Annotated in this window: 16 protein-coding genes; 6 read left to right on the forward strand and 10 right to left on the reverse strand. The window is 41.6% G+C overall.

Going from position 1 to position 19,880, the window contains the following annotated elements; all coding sequences use genetic code 11:
* Window positions 1–199: 199 nt before the first annotated feature.
* The 9 genes from O9300_RS06035 to cobW all read right to left on the reverse strand — a co-directional run bounded on the left by O9300_RS06035 (window position 200) and on the right by cobW (window position 9,917).
* A complete protein-coding gene (locus O9300_RS06035; protein ID WP_079205925.1) occupies window positions 200–1,375 on the reverse strand; it encodes a hybrid sensor histidine kinase/response regulator in 1,176 nt (391 codons plus the stop codon).
* Window positions 1,376–1,546: 171 nt separating this feature from the next.
* On the reverse strand, window positions 1,547–1,993 hold the full coding sequence (locus tag O9300_RS06040) for a response regulator (RefSeq protein WP_002758488.1): 447 nt from the start codon (window positions 1,991–1,993) through the stop codon (window positions 1,547–1,549).
* The gene (locus O9300_RS06045; RefSeq protein WP_287970625.1) at window positions 1,932–4,238 is read right to left on the reverse strand and encodes a sensor histidine kinase; all 2,307 of its coding nucleotides are present in this window, start codon (window positions 4,236–4,238) and stop codon (window positions 1,932–1,934) included. The genes O9300_RS06040 and O9300_RS06045 overlap by 62 nt, the downstream gene beginning before the upstream one ends.
* A gap of 345 nt (window positions 4,239–4,583) precedes the next feature.
* Window positions 4,584–4,874, reverse strand: coding sequence for a hypothetical protein (locus tag O9300_RS06050; protein WP_287970627.1), 291 nt, complete (start codon window positions 4,872–4,874; stop codon window positions 4,584–4,586).
* A 298-nt stretch (window positions 4,875–5,172) separates the two neighbouring features.
* Window positions 5,173–5,454: a type II toxin-antitoxin system RelE/ParE family toxin gene (locus O9300_RS06055; protein WP_287970629.1), complete on the reverse strand. Its 282-nt coding sequence runs from the start codon at window positions 5,452–5,454 to the stop codon at window positions 5,173–5,175.
* Window positions 5,451–5,675 carry a hypothetical protein gene (locus O9300_RS06060; protein WP_002784870.1) on the reverse strand — a complete coding sequence of 75 codons (225 nt, stop codon included), beginning with the start codon at window positions 5,673–5,675 and terminating at the stop codon, window positions 5,451–5,453. The genes O9300_RS06055 and O9300_RS06060 overlap by 4 nt, the downstream gene beginning before the upstream one ends.
* Before the next feature lie 268 nt (window positions 5,676–5,943).
* The gene (locus tag O9300_RS06065; protein ID WP_287970632.1) at window positions 5,944–7,995 is read right to left on the reverse strand and encodes a M3 family metallopeptidase; all 2,052 of its coding nucleotides are present in this window, start codon (window positions 7,993–7,995) and stop codon (window positions 5,944–5,946) included.
* 39 nt (window positions 7,996–8,034) lie between these two features.
* The gene (locus O9300_RS06070; protein WP_287970635.1) at window positions 8,035–8,196 is read right to left on the reverse strand and encodes a hypothetical protein; all 162 of its coding nucleotides are present in this window, start codon (window positions 8,194–8,196) and stop codon (window positions 8,035–8,037) included.
* Window positions 8,197–8,882: 686 nt separating this feature from the next.
* Window positions 8,883–9,917: a cobalamin biosynthesis protein CobW gene (cobW, locus tag O9300_RS06075; protein ID WP_130758394.1), complete on the reverse strand. Its 1,035-nt coding sequence runs from the start codon at window positions 9,915–9,917 to the stop codon at window positions 8,883–8,885.
* 203 nt (window positions 9,918–10,120) lie between these two features.
* On the opposite strand from cobW, the gene O9300_RS06080 reads away from it, so the two are divergent.
* A complete protein-coding gene (locus O9300_RS06080; RefSeq protein ID WP_002784873.1) occupies window positions 10,121–10,309 on the forward strand; it encodes a hypothetical protein in 189 nt (62 codons plus the stop codon).
* 333 nt (window positions 10,310–10,642) lie between these two features.
* Here the strand turns inward: O9300_RS06080 and O9300_RS06085 are convergent, their stop codons facing one another.
* Window positions 10,643–12,547 carry a polysaccharide biosynthesis protein gene (locus O9300_RS06085; RefSeq protein WP_287970638.1) on the reverse strand — a complete coding sequence of 635 codons (1,905 nt, stop codon included), beginning with the start codon at window positions 12,545–12,547 and terminating at the stop codon, window positions 10,643–10,645.
* 392 nt (window positions 12,548–12,939) lie between these two features.
* Here O9300_RS06085 and crtH point away from each other — a divergent pair, with 392 nt between their 5' ends.
* The 5 genes from crtH (at window position 12,940) to O9300_RS06110 (ending at window position 19,880) form a co-directional block, all read left to right on the forward strand.
* Window positions 12,940–14,451 carry a carotenoid isomerase gene (gene crtH, locus O9300_RS06090; protein WP_287970640.1) on the forward strand — a complete coding sequence of 504 codons (1,512 nt, stop codon included), beginning with the start codon at window positions 12,940–12,942 and terminating at the stop codon, window positions 14,449–14,451.
* 228 nt (window positions 14,452–14,679) lie between these two features.
* Window positions 14,680–16,359, forward strand: a complete 1,680-nt coding sequence (locus O9300_RS06095) for an ABC1 kinase family protein (RefSeq protein ID WP_287970642.1) — start codon at window positions 14,680–14,682, stop codon at window positions 16,357–16,359.
* A 140-nt stretch (window positions 16,360–16,499) separates the two neighbouring features.
* Complete coding sequence (locus O9300_RS06100; RefSeq protein WP_147070726.1) at window positions 16,500–16,985, forward strand: DsrE family protein; 486 nt, start codon at window positions 16,500–16,502, stop codon at window positions 16,983–16,985.
* A gap of 547 nt (window positions 16,986–17,532) precedes the next feature.
* A complete protein-coding gene (locus tag O9300_RS06105; protein WP_287970645.1) occupies window positions 17,533–19,257 on the forward strand; it encodes a diflavin flavoprotein in 1,725 nt (574 codons plus the stop codon).
* Window positions 19,258–19,379: 122 nt separating this feature from the next.
* Window positions 19,380–19,880, forward strand: a complete 501-nt coding sequence (locus O9300_RS06110; protein WP_002763297.1) for a phosphate-starvation-inducible PsiE family protein — start codon at window positions 19,380–19,382, stop codon at window positions 19,878–19,880.

A 19,880-nucleotide genomic window follows, 5' to 3' on the forward strand; every position in this document is an offset into this window, starting at 1 on the left:
CATGGGAGTGATCAGGGGGAAATTCAGGTACTTTTTCCCTGAAAATTAGGTAATTGACCCCCTCAAAATCGGTAAAACCCCACACCCCACACCCTACACCCTACACCCTGCTTCTAGGAAAAACTTTTTCAGCAGACCCTAGGTAGATAGGGAGCGAGGGCAGCAGAAAAAAAATTGTGGTCCCACCCTATTGTTCATCTCAATTTAGGTGTTCAATGTCGGTAATAATCGGTAAAATCACCGTGATCTTTGTGCCTTTTCCTTCCTCACTTTCCAGGTAAATTTGTCCTTTGTGCGCTTCCACACAGCGTCCGACAATGGCTAATCCTAATCCCGTTCCTTGAATATTATCGACATTGCTACCGCGATAAAAAGGTTTAAATAAATTTTCTTTATCTTTGCTGGGAATACCAATTCCTCGATCGACAATTTTAAAGACTACCTGCTCGGATTCGACAATAATCTTAAATTCTACGGGGTTGCCTTGAGGTGAATATTTGAGAGCATTTCCCAGTAAATTTGTCAAGATATGTTTAATTAAATTTATATCCCAAAGTCCTCTTTCTAAGCTGCCCTCAATTTGGAAAATAATTGCTAATTGCGGCTCCGGCTTAACCGTAAAAGATTCTACCAATTTCTGACAATAATCCAGCAAATCCACCAGATCAAATTGACAGTATAATCTCCCGGAATCGGCCCGGCCAATTAATAAAACTTCTGTGAGCAATTGATCCATGTCTTTAATGGCCGATCGAATCATGCGAAAATAGCTAACTTGCTGATCTTTTGTCAACCGATCGCGACTTTCTTCTAATAATCCAGCCGAGAGTAAAATTTTATTTAAAGGATTGCGAAAATCGTGGGATAACATGGAAACAAATTCAGTTTTTAACTGATTTAATTCCTGAGCTTTTTCCAGTTGATTAGTGCGTTCAATCACGCTCATTTTTAAAGCTTCGTTGGATTCTCGTAAAGCTTCCTCCATCTGTTTTCGCTCGATCGCATAACATAGCGATCGAGTTAAAATTTCTAAACTTACTTCTCTTTTAATTAAATAATCCTGCGCTCCCTGACGCAGTGCTGCCAAAGCTAAATTATCATCATTAGTATTAGTTAAAACCACGATCGGCAATTTCGGAGCCGTAATCAAAAGGGGAGCTAAGGATTGCAAACCCTGACTATCTGGTAAAGTTAGATCTAATAAAATTACATCAAAATTTGTTTGTTGTAACAGAGAAATCGCCTCGGATAATCTTGACACATTAACCAGATGAAATTCTTTTTTTTCATTACCCTTAAGAATTTCCTTTAATAATCGAGCTTCGGCTAAATTATCCTCGATTAAAAGAACTTTTATATCCTGCGAGAGTCCCATTTTTTAATCAAGAGTTAAAGAGATTTGGGAAGTTAGGGATTGGGAAGATTTTTCAGTGTTGCCAAAGGCACGGCGTAGCCGTCCAGTAAACAGTAAACAGTGAAAAGAAAGCTCCGAACTTGCCACTTGATACTATTAACTGAAAACTCAAACCTGATAACTGATAATGATTCACTCCCCGGGTAAAGTAGCGGTTTCTAACCAAAAAGCCTCGATATTTTTGACAATTTTGAACAAATCGTTGAGATTGCGTGACTTGGTTATATAACAATTAACGTGCAGTTCATAGCTATAAAAAATATCCTCCTCGTTGCGAGAAGTGGTTAAAACCACCACAGGAATTCTTTTTAAACTGGGATCGTTTTTGATTTCCGCTAACACCTCCCGTCCGTCTTTTCTGGGTAAATTCAGATCGAGAAGAATCAGATTAGGACGGGGAGAATCGAGATACTCCCCTTCTCGACGCAGATAATCCATGGCGTTGACACCATCCCTAACGATAACTAATTCGTGCGGGACGGTGCTAGTTTTTAATGCCTCTTGGATGAGGCGAATATCAGCTTTGCTGTCCTCCACTAATAAGATAATTTTGTGTGGCACGTCCTCGCCAGCGCTCACGCTCGTTACCTCCTAGGGGAATTGTAAAACAGAAAACCGCTCCTTTGCCTAATTGGGATTCTACCCAAATTCGTCCGCGATGACACTCGATAATTTTCTTGCAAATCGCCAAACCCATACCTGTGCCGGGGTACTCGTCGCGGGTGTGCAGTCGTTGGAAAATCACGAAAATGCGTTCGGAAAATCGGGGATCGATACCAATTCCATTATCGGTGACAGAGAACAGCCATTCCTCCTCTTGACGTTGGGCAGCAATATGAATAGTGGGGGTTGCTTTTCCCCGGAATTTAATGGCATTACCGATGAGATTTTGGAACAATTGCATTAACTGGGTTTTATCTGCCATGACAATTGGCAAAGGATCAACGGTGATCATAGCTTGACTTTCCTGAATTCTCCCTTTCAGGTTAGCGAGAGCTTTTTCCAATGCCAGATTAGCATCGATGGTATTAAACTCTACCGCCTGCATATCCACTTTCGAGTAAGCCAGCACATCATCTATTAATGTTTGCATTAAGCTGACACCTTCGACGGCAAAAGTAATAAATTCTTTAGCATCTTCGTCCAGTTCTTCGGTGTAGCGCATTTCTAGCAACTGCACATAGTTGGCGACTTGATTGAGGGGTTCCTGTAAATCGTGGGAAGCGACGTAGGCGAATTTTTTTAATTCGGCGTTTGATAGTTCCAAATCCCGCGCTAAACGCGCCAATTCATCGGCTTGTTTTAAGATGATATTGACGATCGCTTTTCGTAATTCTAGTGCCGCGTTGATTTCTACTGCTTTCCAGGGTAAAGATTTGAGGCGAACGGTTTCTTTCCAGAGGGAGAAAGATTTACGCGGACAGAGACGAATATTACCATCTATGGCAGTCGTTTCGATCGCTTTAGCGGGATCACCACCCCAGTTCACGGTTTGAATTACTTCCGGACGAAACCAGAGGAGATAATTACGTTTAGAAATGGGAATTGCTAGTAAACCACTGGCAATGTCTTTAAACTTACCCGCATCGGCATAAATTCGCGGTAAGGAATTGGTATAGTAAACATCTTCATGGACGTTTTTTTCTAGCCAAGTAATCAGATAATTTAGTTCTTCTTCGCTCGGTGTTACTCCAATTAAGGTATAATTGCCGCCTAAACAAATAGCGGCTCCCGTGGCTTTAGTTAGATCAAGAAGATTCGGTTTATGGGCAATTAATCCATCAATAAAGTTATTAGCTTCAGCCATATAATCGATTAATTGCGATTGCACAAAGTTTAATTTTACTCGATAGTCATAATCCTCGGTTTCTTCCCGTGCCGATATTTCCGAAAAAATTACCCTTCCTAAGAACTCACAGGCTTTACGGAGTTCGTAGGGTACATATTTAGGGGTGCGGTGATGACAGGCAATAATACCCCAGAGACGTTTATTTTCAATCAGAGAAATCGTTAGAGATGCTCCCACTCCCATGTTATGCAGGTATTCTAAATGACAGGGAGAAGCACTTCTAAGACTGGACAGGGTTAAATTTAAGGGTTGTTGGGTTTCGGGATGAAGACTAGGCACTAGATCGACGGGTTCAGAGGTAGCATCGGGAATCTGTCGAATCCAATTAGCACTTAATAAATTTCGTGCCGGGAGAGGGATATCGGAAGCGGGATAACGTAAACCGAGATAGGGTTCTAGTTGCTCTATTTTGTCTTCTGCTATCACATCACCGTTATCTTCTTCGTCGAATTTGTATAACATAACTCGATCGAATCCTGTCATTTTTCTGACTTCTTTAACGATGATATTACAGAAATCTTTCAGGCTACGGGTGGCTTCAAGTTTATCGATCGAAGTTTTGGCTAGGTGATAGAAACTCAGGAAAGGAATGTTTTCATAGGAAATAGCTGGTTCTAACTCTAAAATCAGCATTTGTTCGGCGTTGCGGTGAAAAATAGCATCAAAGACGGCAAAATCATCCCCTTTAACCCGCACCCAAATTTTGGAGGGATTGATAGCATCAAAATCGTTATTTTCTATGGCTGATTTTAGAGGATCGATCTGAAAGGGATCGAAGATTTCCTCTAGGGTTTTACCGATAATTTCCCCCGGAGAAATACCCAATAAACTGCGGCTATTACTGCTAGTTTGGCTGACTTTTAGCTCCGGTTCGCTGAGAACTAAAAGCACCCCGTGCGGTTGAATTCGGTTATAGAGATGGATCGGTTCCCGTTCGAGCGAAGTTGGGTTAATTGTCTCGGTTATAACTTCCATGTGTATTGCCCCCAGAGGATTTTTGCCAAGTTGAAAACTCTTTGTTTATTAAAACTATTTCTTCTCACTTTCAGGGGGCGATCAAGAATAAATTTACTTCTCTTAATCCCAGGCCATCAAAAGTAATAAAACTTTAATTAATCAGTTATCTATCGATCGAGCAGTTCTGTTCAGTTCCCTTTATTATAATCAGTTTTTCTCTGAGAATCTAGGGTAATTTGTTAAGAATTAAGATTTAATGTTACAAGGGACGGATAATTCTTAATAAAAATATACAGTAGGGTGTGTTAGCGAAGTGTAACACACCAAAATCTAAGATTTAAATATGATAGCAACCCTTTTTTGTTAATTACCTGGAGGCAAAATATTATGATTGGTGATCATTTCTGCCAGCTTATAAACATTGACAGGGAGACTAATTGACGTATTAATCTTTTGTGCTTTTTCTGGAACTATTTTTGTTAAAAATTCATGTAATTTTTGCCATACATTTTTCTTAGTTTCTCTATCTTCGCCTTCGACTTCATTAATTCTCAACTCAGCCAGAGTAGCCAAAATTTCCTTGCGAAGACCATTATAGCCAACGATGTAAAATTTGTTAAGAGCTTCTAGGACTTCATTTAATTTAATCAGCAAAAATTGTTTATACTTTGCACGGCTACAACTTGCATTTTTTACTCAAGGACAATAATATAGTTTAAGAGTCATAATTTAGTTTTTGGTGCGTTACTACTGGATTGTTTCAGCAGTTAAGTTAAGTAGGGTGCGTTAGGCAATCCCTTGTTTTTAGGGAAAAAATCAAGAGCTAAATATTGCCGTAACGCACCACAAAGAAAGGTTTTTGGTGCGTTACGCTACGCTAACGCACCCTACTGGACTACTGGACTGACTGTGATTATACAATTGATAAGAAAGAACAAATTAAAGAGATAAATTAGTAAACTTGATCGTGTTTGCCAATATCGACTATAACAATTAAAGTTTCTCCTGAATCAGTATCTTTACGAAAAGTAAAAATAATACGGCAATCATAACTAACAGAACATGACCAATAAGCTTCTAATCTACCTGTCAGCTTATGAGATTTTAAAGAAGGGGTGAAGGGGTTATCTGCTAACAAATGTAGAACCTCTGATACCTTGCTTTGTAGTTGAGGATTTTTGCTGATTAAGCGTTGAAAAGCTCTTTTAAAGCTTTTGTCAGCAACTAATTTCATTCTTCTTCATCCTCTAACAAATAAGCCATTATCTCTTCAGCACTGCCTTTTTTTGCTGTTCCCATTGCTAAAGATTTTAAGGTTTCTTCGCCATTTTTAGCCATCTCCTCCCGGCGTTTCTCAATGCGTCTTTTACGAATTAGCTCAAACAAATAATCTTGGTCTTCAATGGATAGACTCTCTACCGATTCGATAATATCTTGAAAAAATGCGATACTCATTACAGTTTCCTCCTGTTAGTTAACTTTTTTCCTGATATGCTAAGTAGCTGGTTATAATTAAATTAAAAATGGATTTTAGGTTCGATCCCCCCTGCCCCCCTTGATAAGGGGGGTGCCGATAGGCGGGGGGATCTGACAACTTTTAACGCCTACCTACTTATCACAATATAGTCAAGTAGGGTGCGTTAGACAATCCCTTGTTTTCAGGGAAAAAATCAAGACCTAAATATTGCCGTAACGCACCACAAAGAAAAGTTTTTGGCTACTTTTATAAGCCGCTATGACGGAGGAGAGGCTCGGTACTAGGTTCGCGACCGCGGAAAGCTTTAAAAACATTCATAGGATGGGAACTTCCCCCCATAGCTAAGACAGTATCGCGAAAACGGCGACCGATCGCTTTCACTGCTTCTTCGTTATCTAATCCCACTTCCTCGAAAGCGGCAAAAGCATCGGCGCTGAGAACTTCTGCCCATTTATAACTATAGTAACCCGCCGCATAACCGCCAGCGAAAATATGCCCAAAAGAACACAAGAAAGCATCTTCCGGTAGAGGAGGAATTATTGTCGTCGTCGCCGCTAAACGCTGTCTGACTTGTTTAGGAGTTTCGCCGCCATTGGGTTGATAACGATGGTGTAATTCCAAATCTACTAAAGACAAATGTAACTGACGCAGCATAGCCGAACCGCTCATATAATTCTTAGCTAGGAGCAGTTTTTGATAGTAATGTTCGGGGAGAGTGGCGCCGGTTTCGTAGTGTTTGGCCATACTCATTAAAGTAGGGCGATCATAACACCAATTTTCCATAAATTGACTGGGCAATTCCACCGCATCCCACTCAACGTTATTAATACCCGCCGCGCCGGAATAATCCACAGTGGTTAACATATGCTGTAAACCGTGGCCAAATTCGTGAAATAGGGTAGTTACCTCCTCAAAGGTCATTAAACTGGGGTTTCCGTCCACTGGAGGCGTTTGATTGCAGATTAAATAAGCCACAGGTAAACGCACCTCGGCACCGGTTTTGGCCCGACCGATACAGACATCCATCCAAGCGCCGCCGCGTTTTTCGGCGGGACGACTGTAGGCATCGAGGTAGAAAAAGGCGATTTTTTCGCCCTTTTCGTCGTTAATCTGGAAATAACGCACATCGGGATGCCAGATAGGTGCTTTACCGTCGGCGGCGATAATTTCTACCCCAAAAATCCGTTTAGCGAGGCTAAATATGCCTTCTAAAACCCGTGGTAGGGGGAAATAGGGGCGTAATTCCTCGGCACTAAAGTTAAACTTGGCCTGACGCTGTTTTTCTGACCAATAGGCTATATCCCAATGCTTGAGATCGTCGGTTCCCGCAAAAGTTTTTAAGGCCTCTAAATCCTGTTTTGCCGCTTCATAGCTTACTTGGCGTAAATTGTCAAGCAATTTCTCGATTTCATCCACAGAATTGGCCATTTTCCGGGCAAGACTGACCTCGGCGTAGGTACTATAACCTAAAAGATGGGCCTGTTCCTGACGAAGTTGCAAAATGCGATCGATTAAGGGATTATTATCCAATTCTCCCAGATCAGCCCGACTAACGTAGGCTTTATAGAGTTTTTCCCGCAATTCCCGATTATCGCTGTACTTCATAAAGGGGAAATAACTGGGAAAATCGAGGGTAATCACCCAGGGGCCGGTTTCGTTGCTGGCGTTAGTTTCCCCCTGGCCCCGGGCGGTTTGGGCGGCTAAACTGAGGAGACTAGGGGGTAAACCGGCGATATCTTCTGGGGTTGTTAGTTTTAGTTGAAAAGCTTTGGTGGCATCGAGGAGGTTATTAGAAAATTTCGTGGTGATTTCCGCTAATTCCAGTTGAATCGCGTTAAATCTGTCTTTTTTCTCCCCTACCAATCCCACCCCGGCCAATTGGGCATCCCGCAGGGAAGCTTCGACAATGCGCTGTTGTGCCTCGTCTAATTGCCCCCAGCTTTCCCCTTGACGCAGGGACGAGAATGCCTCATAAATGGGTTTACTTTGGCTTAAACGGCTAATAAACTCGACTACCTGTGGTTGTACGGTTTCGTAAGCTTGACGCAATTCCGGGCTATTTTTTACCCCCATCAGATGACCGATAATCCCCCAACTCCAGCTTAAACGTTCTTCGATCCGGGTGAGGGGTTCGACTAATTTTTCCCAGGTGGGGGCAATCTGCGCTTCTAGATCGGTTAATTCTCTGGCCAGTTCCTGTAAAAGTTGCGTCATCCCAGGGACAATCAGGCCGGGTTGGATTTGGTCAAAAGCCGGTAATCCTTGACCGGCAAGCAGCGGGTTACTGGTGTTCGTCATAATTGTTGGTCTGGAAGGGTGGGTAATCTGTATCTTTTACTACCCTAACCCAAATCCCCGACCATCTATCCGGGCGATCAAACGCCGGAGCTTTTTCAGTGGGGTGTGGGGTGTGGGGTGTGGGGTGTGGGGTGTAGGGTGTGGGGTGTAGGGTGTAGGGAAAGAAACCTCTTTCATCTGTGGGGGTGAAAATTTTTTCATTGGGACTGCCTCTGTTGATCAAAGATAAGCAAAAATTATTTATTGACTCCAAAAACTTGAGAATATTTAAATTAACATTCCGCAATATTTACAAATTCTTAAGAATTAATTGAGAAAGATTTTTATTTAACAACGATGTTACAATGGTTACAGCGATTTTAATGAATTTCATAATGGGTTATTCTGTGCTTTTTTGGGCAGCAATGGTTGAAACCCTTGCCACACCTAGAAGGTGATCCTAATTAAGACGGTCAAATCAGTCAATTTCACCCATAACGATGATCTTTTTTTTGTGTAGTTTTATTGCAAAAAAAAAGTTTTTTTGACAAAAAGCACAAAGTATGATAGTACCCAACGTATTTCTGGCTGCGAGTAATTATTGTAGAGGGGGAGAAAGGAGAAGGGAGAGGGGAGAATAAATAAAAATAATCTCCCTACCCCACACCCTGTCCCTAGGAAAAACTTCTTCAGCAAACCCTAGTTAGGGTTTGCGGCAAAAAGTACGGGCGAAGCATTCGGTTAGAAAATCTCCAGTTTCACCGATAGGTTATTGCCCGAATGCTTCGCCCCTACAGGACGCGGGCCGATGAAGACGCAAGGTTTTGAACGACGATTCTCTCAAAATCTTGCACCTGTTTCGCGAGAAAAGCCACAAAACTCTTACCTTGCCTACATTTCACATTTATTCAGCAAACCCTAGTTAAGGCCTGCTCGATTCTCTGACTATCGAGGGAGCGGCCGATAAAGACCAAGCGGGTTTGCCGCATTTCCGTGGATTGCCAGGGTCGGTCGAAGAAAGAATCAAAGCGATCGCCGACTCCCTGTAACACCATACGCATCGGTTTATTGGCCACGTTAACAAATCCCTTGACCCGATAGATTTCTTCTCGGGCTACCAATTCTTTAATCCGTTGGGTCAAAATTCGGGCATCTACGGGAGAATCGAGGCAAAACTGCACAGAATTGATATCCTCATCGTGATCGTGTTCTTCCTCGTGATCATGATGACTAGGACGACTAGCTAAATTATCCTCGACGGCGGCATTAAATCCCAATAGCACATCGGGGCTAATTTGTCCATCGGCACAAGTAACTATTTTTACCGTCGATCGCAGTTGTGTTTTCAGCCAATTAATAATTTTTTCTAATTCGATTTCGCTGATGAGATCGGTTTTAGTTAAGAGTACCAGGTCAGCGCAGGCTAACTGATCCTCAAATAACTCCTCAATGGGCGTTTCGTGTTCTAAATTGGGGTCTGCTTGCCTTTGTGCCGTTAAAGCGTCCAAATCCGCCACCAGACGACCCCTAGCGACAGCAAAACCATCCACCACGGTGATTACTCCGTCCACCGTCGCACCGTTGCGGATTTCCGGCCAGCGAAAAGCTTGAACCAGAGGTTTAGGTAAAGCTAACCCCGAAGTTTCGATCAGCATACAATCCAACTGTTGCCGTCGCTCCAGCAATTTCTGCATGGTGGGGAGAAATTCTTCCTGTACTGTACAGCACAGACAACCGTTGGTCAGTTCCACAATATTATCGTTGGGGTTGTCGTCGCAGGTCTGACAACTTTTCAACAAATCACCATCAATTCCCACTTCTCCGAATTCATTGACCATAACGGCCACCCGTCGGCCTTGATTATTTTGCAGTAGATGACGGATGAGGGTAGTTTTTCCCGCACCCAGAAAACCCGTGATCACAGTAACTGGAATTTTGTGCATAGATAGAGCGATCGATCATGTTTCTAGATCAATCTATCAGACTCTCGGTCTAGGGTTGAGGGTTTCAGCGCTAATTCTTTAGGATTGCCCCACCAATTGCCGGACTGTCACAAACTAGCTGAAATTTTCCTAGTTAGTCGTTATTCTGGTAAAAGTTTCAGCCGGCTAAAATAATCGCTGAAGAACTTTTGTGGGAGTGGATCATGTTACAACGTCTTTTTTTAGCCTTTACCCTCGCTTTTCCTCTTTATTTAAGCATTGCTATTCAACAAACTTCTCCTCTAGCTGATAGAGTAAATCGGCCTTCTTCTCGCGGAATCAATAAAATTGAGCAGACGGTAAAAACCATCCAAAAGCAATTAAAACAAGAGCATTCGGTTCAATTAGATTAATAAATTTGGTGAAAAAGAGGATATCTAAAACGGGTGCATCTCATTTTTGTAAATCTACTAATTTGGGATTTTTAAGGGGAAACTTTCTCCTAAAATTGGGCGTTACTTTCGGTTTTATCACTCAACCCTAGGGTTGAGTGATAGTAGGGTTGATTCATGAATCAACCCTACCCAAACCCCCCGTTGGGGCCCAAACCCCGGAGCGCATTAGTTTTTCGGTGGGATGCTTACACGCGATTGTTCATATTTTTGTACTAATTTAAGAGTCACTGATAATTGCTAATTGTCGGTATTTCTGCAAATGTGGGATGCACTCGCTAAAACTCCTTTCTTTCACTTTTTACTTGACAAATGACCGGCTATTTGCTGCGGGGTCCGGTATTCAGGAACTAAATCTTGTAGGGACTTAACTAAGCCCTGACGGTCATTAACTTGAATATAATTAAGCAGTTGCTCTAATTTGATTTGCAATTTGTCCCAAGCAAGAAAGTGTTCATGAGCGCAAAAAATCTTTGGGTGAGCGGTGGGACGAGCTTTATCGGTATCGATTAATAATTCTTCGTAGAGTTTTTCCCCTGGTCTTAATCCTGTGATTTCAATATTGATATCTTGTCCTAATTCCAAGCCACTTAAACGAATCATCTGTAGGGCCAAATCGTAAATTCTTACCGGTTCACCCATATCTAACAGGAATACCTCACCCCCTCGGGCCATGGCTCCTGCTTGTATAACCAAACGCACCGCCTCTGGAATAGACATAAAATAGCGAATAATATCGCGATGGGTGAGGGTAATATTCTTACGTTGGGCGATTTGTTCCCGGAAACGCGGCACCACGGAACCGCTACTATCGAGAACATTGCCAAAGCGGACGATAGCGCAACAGGTGGAAGTGTCGGGTAAAGCGGCCAAAGCTTGCACGACTAACTCAGCACAGCGTTTACTGGCCCCCATAATGTTAGTCGGTCTGACGGCCTTATCAGTGGAAATGAGAACTAAATTACTAACTGAATTCTCGATCGCGGTCTGAGCGACATTTAAACTACCCCAAACATTAGTGTAAATCCCTTGACTAGCATTGGCTTCCACAAGGGGAACGTGCTTATAGGCGGCCGTGTGATAAATTGTCTGGATCTGGTGTTGTTGGATGACTCGGGCCAGATGATTGCGGTCGAGAACATTGCCTAGATAGGCATACTTGCGTAAATCGGCATAATTTTCACTTAAATCGAGATCGATTTTGTAGAGGGAAAACTCGTTTAATTCGTAGATTACCAAGCATTTTGGCTTGAGGAAGGCGATTTGTCGGCATAATTCCGAACCGATGGAACCGCCCCCCCCAGTGACTAACACCGCTTTACCCGTGACATTTTTTGCCAAAAGTTCGGGATGGGGTAGAATTTCTTCCCGTCCTAATAATTCCGAGACATCGACACTGCGAATCTGATTGATGGCCGCTTCTCCCGATAAAATTTTTGAGAGGGGAGGGACGGTTTTAATGACGATGGGTAAAGTTTCTAGACTTTCGATGATTTGCCGCTTTTTGGCCTTGGCTACATTCGGAATAGCGAGAATAACCCAGTCAAAAGACCGTTTTTGGTGCAGTAGTGCCAATTGAGAGGGGGAATAAACCCTAATGCCTTGGATAACTCGCTGCTGCAAATTGGGATTATCATCAACAAAGGCCAATAAACGATAGTGGGGGTCATTTTGTAGGGAACGTGCTAATTGACAACCCACAACCCCCGCACCATAGATAACAATTGTCGGTTCTCTATCGACACTACTGACGTAAATATTCAGACGGTGAAAGATAGAACGAATCAATAATCTCACCCCGATAACCAATATTAGGGTTAACAATGCGTCGATAATCAGGACTGAACGCGGCAAAAAGGCATCCCCTTGAAAGTAGGCAAGACTGATTAAAACCCCTGAACTATAGAGAACCGCTTGCAGTACCGACGAAAGAAACTCTAACCCTGTATAACGTACTACGGGACTGTAAATACCTTTGAGATAGAAAACTAGAGTTTTAATGGCAATTAAGCCCAATATTTCCCCTAAAAAAGGTCTAATTTGCTGATATTCGAGGCTAAGATTAAACCTAAGATAGAAGGCTAGATATATGGTTAGACAAAAAATAAGGCAATCGGTGACCATTAAAAGAGAGCGCTTCGATGACCTAGATAGGGCATTGGCTAATTTAAGGATTTTGTTGGCCAGTTTTCTATACATTATCCAATTGATTAATTAATTTTAGGTAAAATGATGTTTGGCTCTCCCCGACTTGGTGTGATAATCAGTGTTTATCGTTTCTAGTAGTCTTGCTAGGCAAGGCTTTGAAGACTATCTTTCCAGAAAATTATCCCTATTCTTCTTGCTTCCACACAGAAACAAGAAGAGCCAATATTCTTGATAACAGTAGAGCTGCCGAGCTGCCCGTCTTTCCGGAGATGATATCACCCAAATCCAACTATGTCAAGTGGCGGGATTTGTCAAGACTTTTTTTCCTTTGACCAACTTTTCATCTCTCCCCAAAAATTTTCTGCTCCCGCAAACTAGCCGATAAATCACCGCTAGTCAAGGTTAAAATCAAGAATTGACACAAAAATTTATCAACTAAAGTTATGAGTAATCAGTACGATGCGATCGTGATTGGGTCGGGAATCGGGGGATTGGTGACAGCGACGCAATTAGCGGCAAAAGGGGCAAAAGTCTTAGTTTTAGAGAGTTATCTGATTCCGGGGGGCAGCGCAGGTTATTTTGAACGAGAGGGTTATCGTTTTGATGTGGGTGCTTCGATGATTTTTGGTTTTGGCAAAAAGGGGACGACTAACCTCTTAACCAAAGCTTTGGCAGCGGTGGATATGAGTATCGAAACCATTGCCGATCCCGTCCAGATTCATTATCATCTCCCGGACGGATTAGACTTAAAAGTTCATCGCGACTACGAACAATTTTTACAGGAATTAATTAGCCATTTTCCCGCAGAAAAAACCGGTATCCGGCGCTTTTACGATGAATGCTGGCAGGTGTTTAATTGCCTCAATAGTATGGATTTACTATCATTGGAAGAACCCCGCTATCTGACTAGGGTTTTTTTCCAGCATCCTTTATCCTGTTTGGGATTGGTCAAGTATTTACCCCAAAATGCGGGAGATGTGGCCAGAAAATATATTAAAGACCCGAAATTATTGAAATTTATCGATATGGAATGTTATTGTTGGTCGGTAGTACCCGCCGATCGCACTCCGATGATTAATGCGGGAATGGTCTTTAGCGATCGCCATTACGGCGGAATTAACTATCCCCGAGGGGGAGTAGGACAGATTGCTCTCAAGTTAGTCGAGGGATTGGAAAAAGCTGGTGGTGAAATCCAGTATCAAGCGAGAGTGAATAAGATTATTTTAGATGCAGGACGGGCGATCGGGGTAAGATTGACCAATGGTAAGGAATATTACGCTAAAAAGATTGTTTCTAATGCCACCCGTTGGGATACCTTCGAGAAACTACTCCCCCCGGAATCTCTCCCCCGCAGTGAAAAAAATTGGCAAAAACGCTATCAAAAATCCCCCAGTTTCCTCAGTTTGCATCTGGGAGTCAAGGCCGATGTATTACCGTCAGGAAGCGAATGTCACCATATTTTACTAGAAGATTGGGAAAATATGGAAGCAGAACAGGGAACTATCTTTGTTTCTATTCCTACCTTACTCGATCCCTCCCTAGCACCCCCGGACCATCATATCATTCATACTTTCACCCCTAGCTGGATTGATCAATGGCAAAAACTGTCCCCCCAAGAATATCAACAGAAAAAAGAGGCCGCTGCTAATCGTCTCATCGATCGCCTGAAAAAACTCTTTCCCAAACTAGATACAGGATTAGATTATATCGAAATTGGCACGGCCCGCACCCATCGCCGCTTTTTGAATAGAATCGATGGCAGTTACGGCCCAATACCGCGAAGAAAACTGTTAGGCTTATTAGGAATGCCCTTTAATCGCACAGCTATTCCTAATCTTTATTGTGTGGGAGATAGTACCTTCCCCGGTCAAGGATTAAACGCGGTGGCCTTTTCTGGTTTTGCTTGCAGTCATCGTCTAGCGGTAGATCTGGGTTTACCCCGTCCCAGAGATTAAAAGCTGAAAATCAGGATTTTTACCGGCGAATTCTTAAACCGGAAGGGAATACTTGACAGCGTTTCTCAGATGGATGAAGCGCGTTTTTGCAACTGGAATCCTTACTTCGGCAAGGTTTAATCTATACTTCATCTTGACGAGAAACGCTGTAGATCGATTTTGCTGATGACTGATAACTGATAACTGATCACTGATAACTGATAACTGATGACTGATAACTGATAACTGATGCTTACTCCTTTTGATTCCCCCAAATCTTTACATTGGCAGCAAAGCTTGCGAGCGCCGATTGTTCGTCAATTGGAGATATTTAGCTTTACAATGCAGTTTTTGACTTTTTTGCTCTGGGATCGTTTAACGGGGGCTAATAGGGGCAAAAAACGGCAAAGGAGAGCGAAATGGTTAGTAGATCGCCTCATGAATTTAGGACCAACTTTTATTAAAATTGGGCAATCTTTATCGACGCGAGCAGATTTAATTCCGCTCGAATATATCGAACAATTAACCCAATTACAGGATCGAGTTCCCGAATTTAATAGTCAAGAAGCGATCCGAGTTATTGAAACAGAATTAGGACAAACCCTAGATAATTTATTTGAAAGTTTTACCGTGTCTCCCCTCGCTTGTGCCAGTTTAGGACAAGTGCATCGAGCGCGGTTATTAAGTGGGGAAGAGGTCGTTATTAAGGTACAAAGACCGAATCTGGAAGGACTATTTAATCTCGATTTTGAATTGTTGCATCGTCTCACCCGTTGGTTAAATATTTTCCCCGGGGTGAAAAAATATAATTTAGAAGCTATCTATCAAGAATTCTTTGAGCTACTCTTTCAAGAAATCGATTATATTCATGAGGGCAAAAATGCCGATCGCTTTCGGGAAAATTTTAAGAATTATCCCCAGGTAAAAGTTCCTTTAGTTTACTGGCAATATACCACCCGCAGGGTATTAACTTTGGAGTATGTGCCGGGGATTAAAGTGGATGATCGAGAGACTTTACTAGCTAACGGTATTAATGTAGATGGGATTATTCAACTGGGAATCTGTTCCTATCTCAAACAACTATTACAGGATGGTTTTTTTCAATCGGATCCCCATCCGGGTAATATGGCAGTCAGTCAGGAAGGGGAGTTAATTTTCTACGATTTCGGCACGATGTTCGAGTTAAAGTCCGTCGCTAAAGATCAAATGATTGAAACCTTTTTCGCTATCTTGAGAAAGGATACGGAAACAGTCTTAAAAACCTTGATGTATATGGGGTTAATTGAACCCGTTGTAGAGCTGCAACCCGTGCGAAATATCGTGCAGTTTCTCTTAGATGAATTTCGCGATAAACCGGTAGATGTGAGGGCTTTTGAACAAATTAGCGATCAAGTGTATTTAATGTTTAAACAGCAACCTTTTCGCTTACCTCCCCAAATGACTTTTATTATTAAATCTGTCACCACTTTGGATGGGATTGCCCGCTCTTTAGATCCCCAGTATAATTTATTAGCAGCTAGTCAACCTTTTGTGAAAAGTCTAGCGGTATCGGGAGGAACTACCAACACCATGCTTACCCTAGCTAATCAAGCGCGCACTTTTCTTAAACAACAATGGCAAAAAGGTAATAAAAACGAGAGAATGATCCGTCAATTAGAGGAAAAAATCGAGCGAGGAAATTTAGTTTTTCAAGTTAAGTCACGGGAAAATGAACGACTTCTGAAAAGAATTTATCTGGGAATTAAAATATTAATTAATGTCTGTCTATTGGGATTTAGCATTATCTCAGCCATATTTTTATTAGACACCAACTATAGCAAACTGGCCATTATTCCCTTCAGTTTAGCTGGGTTATTTGCTTTATTTTTTCTGCGTTCTTCCATGGCTTTATTGATTCAGGAAAGATTAGATAAAATGTTAGACAAGTAAATAATTATCATTTTTTTAGTAGATGGTTTTTGTTATCGGCAACAAAAATTAAAGTTTGACGGGCTGTCTGTTGACAAGATTTCCAGAAATTATCATAATGAAAATGTTTTCATTGCACCCAGCAGCAAGAGGACAGGAAAATGTTGTTAAAATCTTTAGCCCTTAGTTCCCTGGTCGGATTATCCTTAGTTACATCTATCCCAGTCTTGGCTAATCCTGGCGTTTCTCCAGTACAAACTAACGAAGCAATAATTGCTGTCGGTCAACAAAAAACCGATTTATTTGTTAATTTAACCACCGATGATCCTTGGCGAGCTGCAATGGCCATTGGTGTCGCCACCAATATGTTGAAAAAAGGTCACTCAACCACTATTTTTTTGAATATTACAGGGGTACACCTCGCCGCAACGACAATTCCTCAACACACTAACGGTATCACCGGTAAAACCCTGCAAGCAATGTTAGTAGATTTCATCAGTCAAGGGGGAAAAGTCTTAATTTGTCCCTCCTGTATGAAACAAGCAGCAATAAAACCCGAAGATCTAATTGCCGGTGTGGTGACAAGTTCCCCCGATTCCCTAGAAGCAAATTTATTTAACGAAACGGTTAAAGTAATTAGCTGGTAAATCTAGCATTTTCTAGAGAATCTAGAGACCTTAACAATAAGGTCTCTATTATTAGTAGATTTATTTTTGCTTAAAAGAGCGGCCGCTCTTGACTCAGTCGTTATACCATTTTTCTTGGTTCGTGGACCGCCCTCCCAGAAAGCTAATCTGTTGACTATCTAGGGTTTGCTGAATATTACTGGAAGCCTACTAGAAAACGGTTTTGGCACTTTTTTAGTCAAAAAAGTGCCAGAGACAAACGTTGAGAAATCGATACGAGGGACTCATACTAAATCCGTTGAGTATAGGCTACATATCAGGACAGGCACTCATGCAAGAGGCAAAAGGGGCAATAAATAATCAGTCTTTAATAACCGGATTTAGTATTCAGATCTTGATTCGGCAAGGCCAGCACTCAAATTAATACTCGCAATCATAGAGAAAAGGTTATATAAATCTAGCTAATCATTTACTTGAGTAATTGGTATTTTACAAATCGCTGAAAGCAAGTCACCATAGGAATTAAGCAAATGCAGTTCCGAATCAAATCCTGTGGGAGATAAAAATTATGGTTGCTTTAATCACCCCAAAACCCGCTAAAACCAGCCGTTTAACCACACAAATCCAAGAAATCGCCGAAAATACTTTTACCTTGCGCTGTTTGGATTGGGATCGCGATCGTTTTGATATCGAATTTGGTTTAGAAAACGGTACCACTTATAACTCTTTTGTTATTCAAGGGGAAAAAACCGCCCTAATTGATACATCTCACCGCAAATTCGATCGCCTTTATCTGGAGGAATTAACTAAACTAATCAACATCAATCATCTTGATTATTTAATTATCAGTCACACCGAACCCGACCACAGTGGTTTAGTCAAAGAAGTTTTGGAATTAGTCCCAGAAGTTACCGTGGTTGGGGCGAAAGTTGCCATGCAATTCCTCGAAAACATGGTACACAGACCCTTTAAACAGTTAATCGTTAAAAGTGGTGATACTTTAGATTTAGGCAATGGTCATGTCTTAGAATTTGTTTCAGCCCCTAATCTTCATTGGCCTGATACTATCTTCACTTTTGATGCTAAAACTGCCACCCTTTTTACCTGTGATGCTTTCGGAATGCACTTTTGTGATGATCAAATCTACGATCGAGAAAAAGACCTGCTAGAAGCCGATTTTCAAACCTATTATGACTGTCTGATGCGACCGAATGCTCGTTCAGTTTTAGGGGCAATTAAAAGAATCGAGAAATTTGAGATTAATCTCATTGCCACCGGTCACGGTCCCCTATTAAAACACCATATTTCTGATTGGGTGGGACGCTATCAAACTTGGAGTCAAGAACAAACTTCTGCCGATACTTTAGTGGCTATATTCTTTACCCAAGATTACGGACAAAGCGAACATTTAGCTACTATGATTAGTCAGGGTTTGACTAAAACTGATGTGGTGACAGAATTAGTCGATATGAATAATGCTGATCCCCACGAAGTCAGAGAATTAATCAATCAGTCTAAGGGAGTTGTCATCGGAATGCCTCCCCAATCTTCCCTGACTAACCAGACGATTTTAAGCACAATTCTTGCTGCAGTTAATGGCAAACAAGCGGTAGGATTATTTGAGTCAGGAGGTGGGGAAGATGAACCAATTTTTCCCTTGAGAAATAAATTACAGGAAATGGTCGCCATCGAAGCTTTTCCTCCTCTTTTAGTTAAAGATAATCCCAATCAATCCCTCGATTTTATTGCCGATGAAGCAGGAACCGACCTCGGCCAATGGTTAAGCCGAGAAAAAACGATTAAACAAATTAAATCGATTAACAACGACTTAGAAAGAGCTTTAGGCCGTATTAGTACCGGATTGTATCTAATTACTTCCCAAAAAGCCGATTTATCTAGTGCCATGATTGCCTCTTGGGTGACACAAGCAAGTTTAAATCCTTTAGGTGTGGCGATTGCAGTGGCCAAAGATCGGGCAATGGTATCCTTTTTACAGCCTAGCGATACCTTTGTTTTAAATGTTTTAGCTGAGGATAATTACCAGAAATTAATGAAACATTTCCTCAAGCGTTTCTCTCCCGGTGCCAATCGTTTTGAAGGCATTAAAACCTATACTGCCAATAATGGATCACCAATTTTAGCCGATGCCTTAGCTTACATAGAATGTGAAGTCACCAGTCGTTTAGATTGCGGCGATCATTGGGTAGTTTATTGTACCGTTAATACCGGACGAGTTGCCCGTTTAGATACCTTAACTGCTGTCCATCATCGCAAAGTTGGCAATCATTATTAACAGTTATCAGTTATCAGTTATCAGGAGTCAGGAGGTTATTTTTATTTATTCTTCCCATCCCCCCATCACCCTACTTCCCCACTTTCCTAACACCAAATTCTATCAATCTTAGGAGAAATAAAATGTACGAACCAATTAAAAACCCTTCCCCAATGATGGTGCGAGTAGTGCAAGTCTTAGAAATGATTCAAGATTTAATTGTCATTTCTCTCTGTATCGGTTTATTTAGCTTCATGGTGTTAGAAGTCAGAGAAATGTTTATGTCTCTGCTGCCACCGATTCAATTTCGGATTATTACCGCCGATATTTTATTCCTCTTAATTCTAGTAGAATTGTTCCGATTGTTGATTATTTATTTGCAAGAAAAACGAGTTTCTATCGGTGTTGCCGTGGAAGTTTCTATCGTCTCGGTTTTGCGAGAATTAATTGTCAGAGGAGTCCTAGAAACTAATTGGACACAAGTATTAGCTGCCTGTGCTTTTCTAATAGTTCTCGGTACATTAATGGTGTTAAGAGTTTGGCTTCCTCCCACCTTTGAAGGTATCGATCCTGAACAAAAAGTTTCTGAACGTTATCGTCAACATTTAGTTAAAGAATTAACTGAAATAAACAGCAAAATTTAG

The sequence above is a fragment of the Microcystis sp. LE19-195.1E genome (assembly GCF_027532095.1).
Lineage (GTDB): Bacteria > Cyanobacteriota > Cyanobacteriia > Cyanobacteriales > Microcystaceae > Microcystis > Microcystis aeruginosa.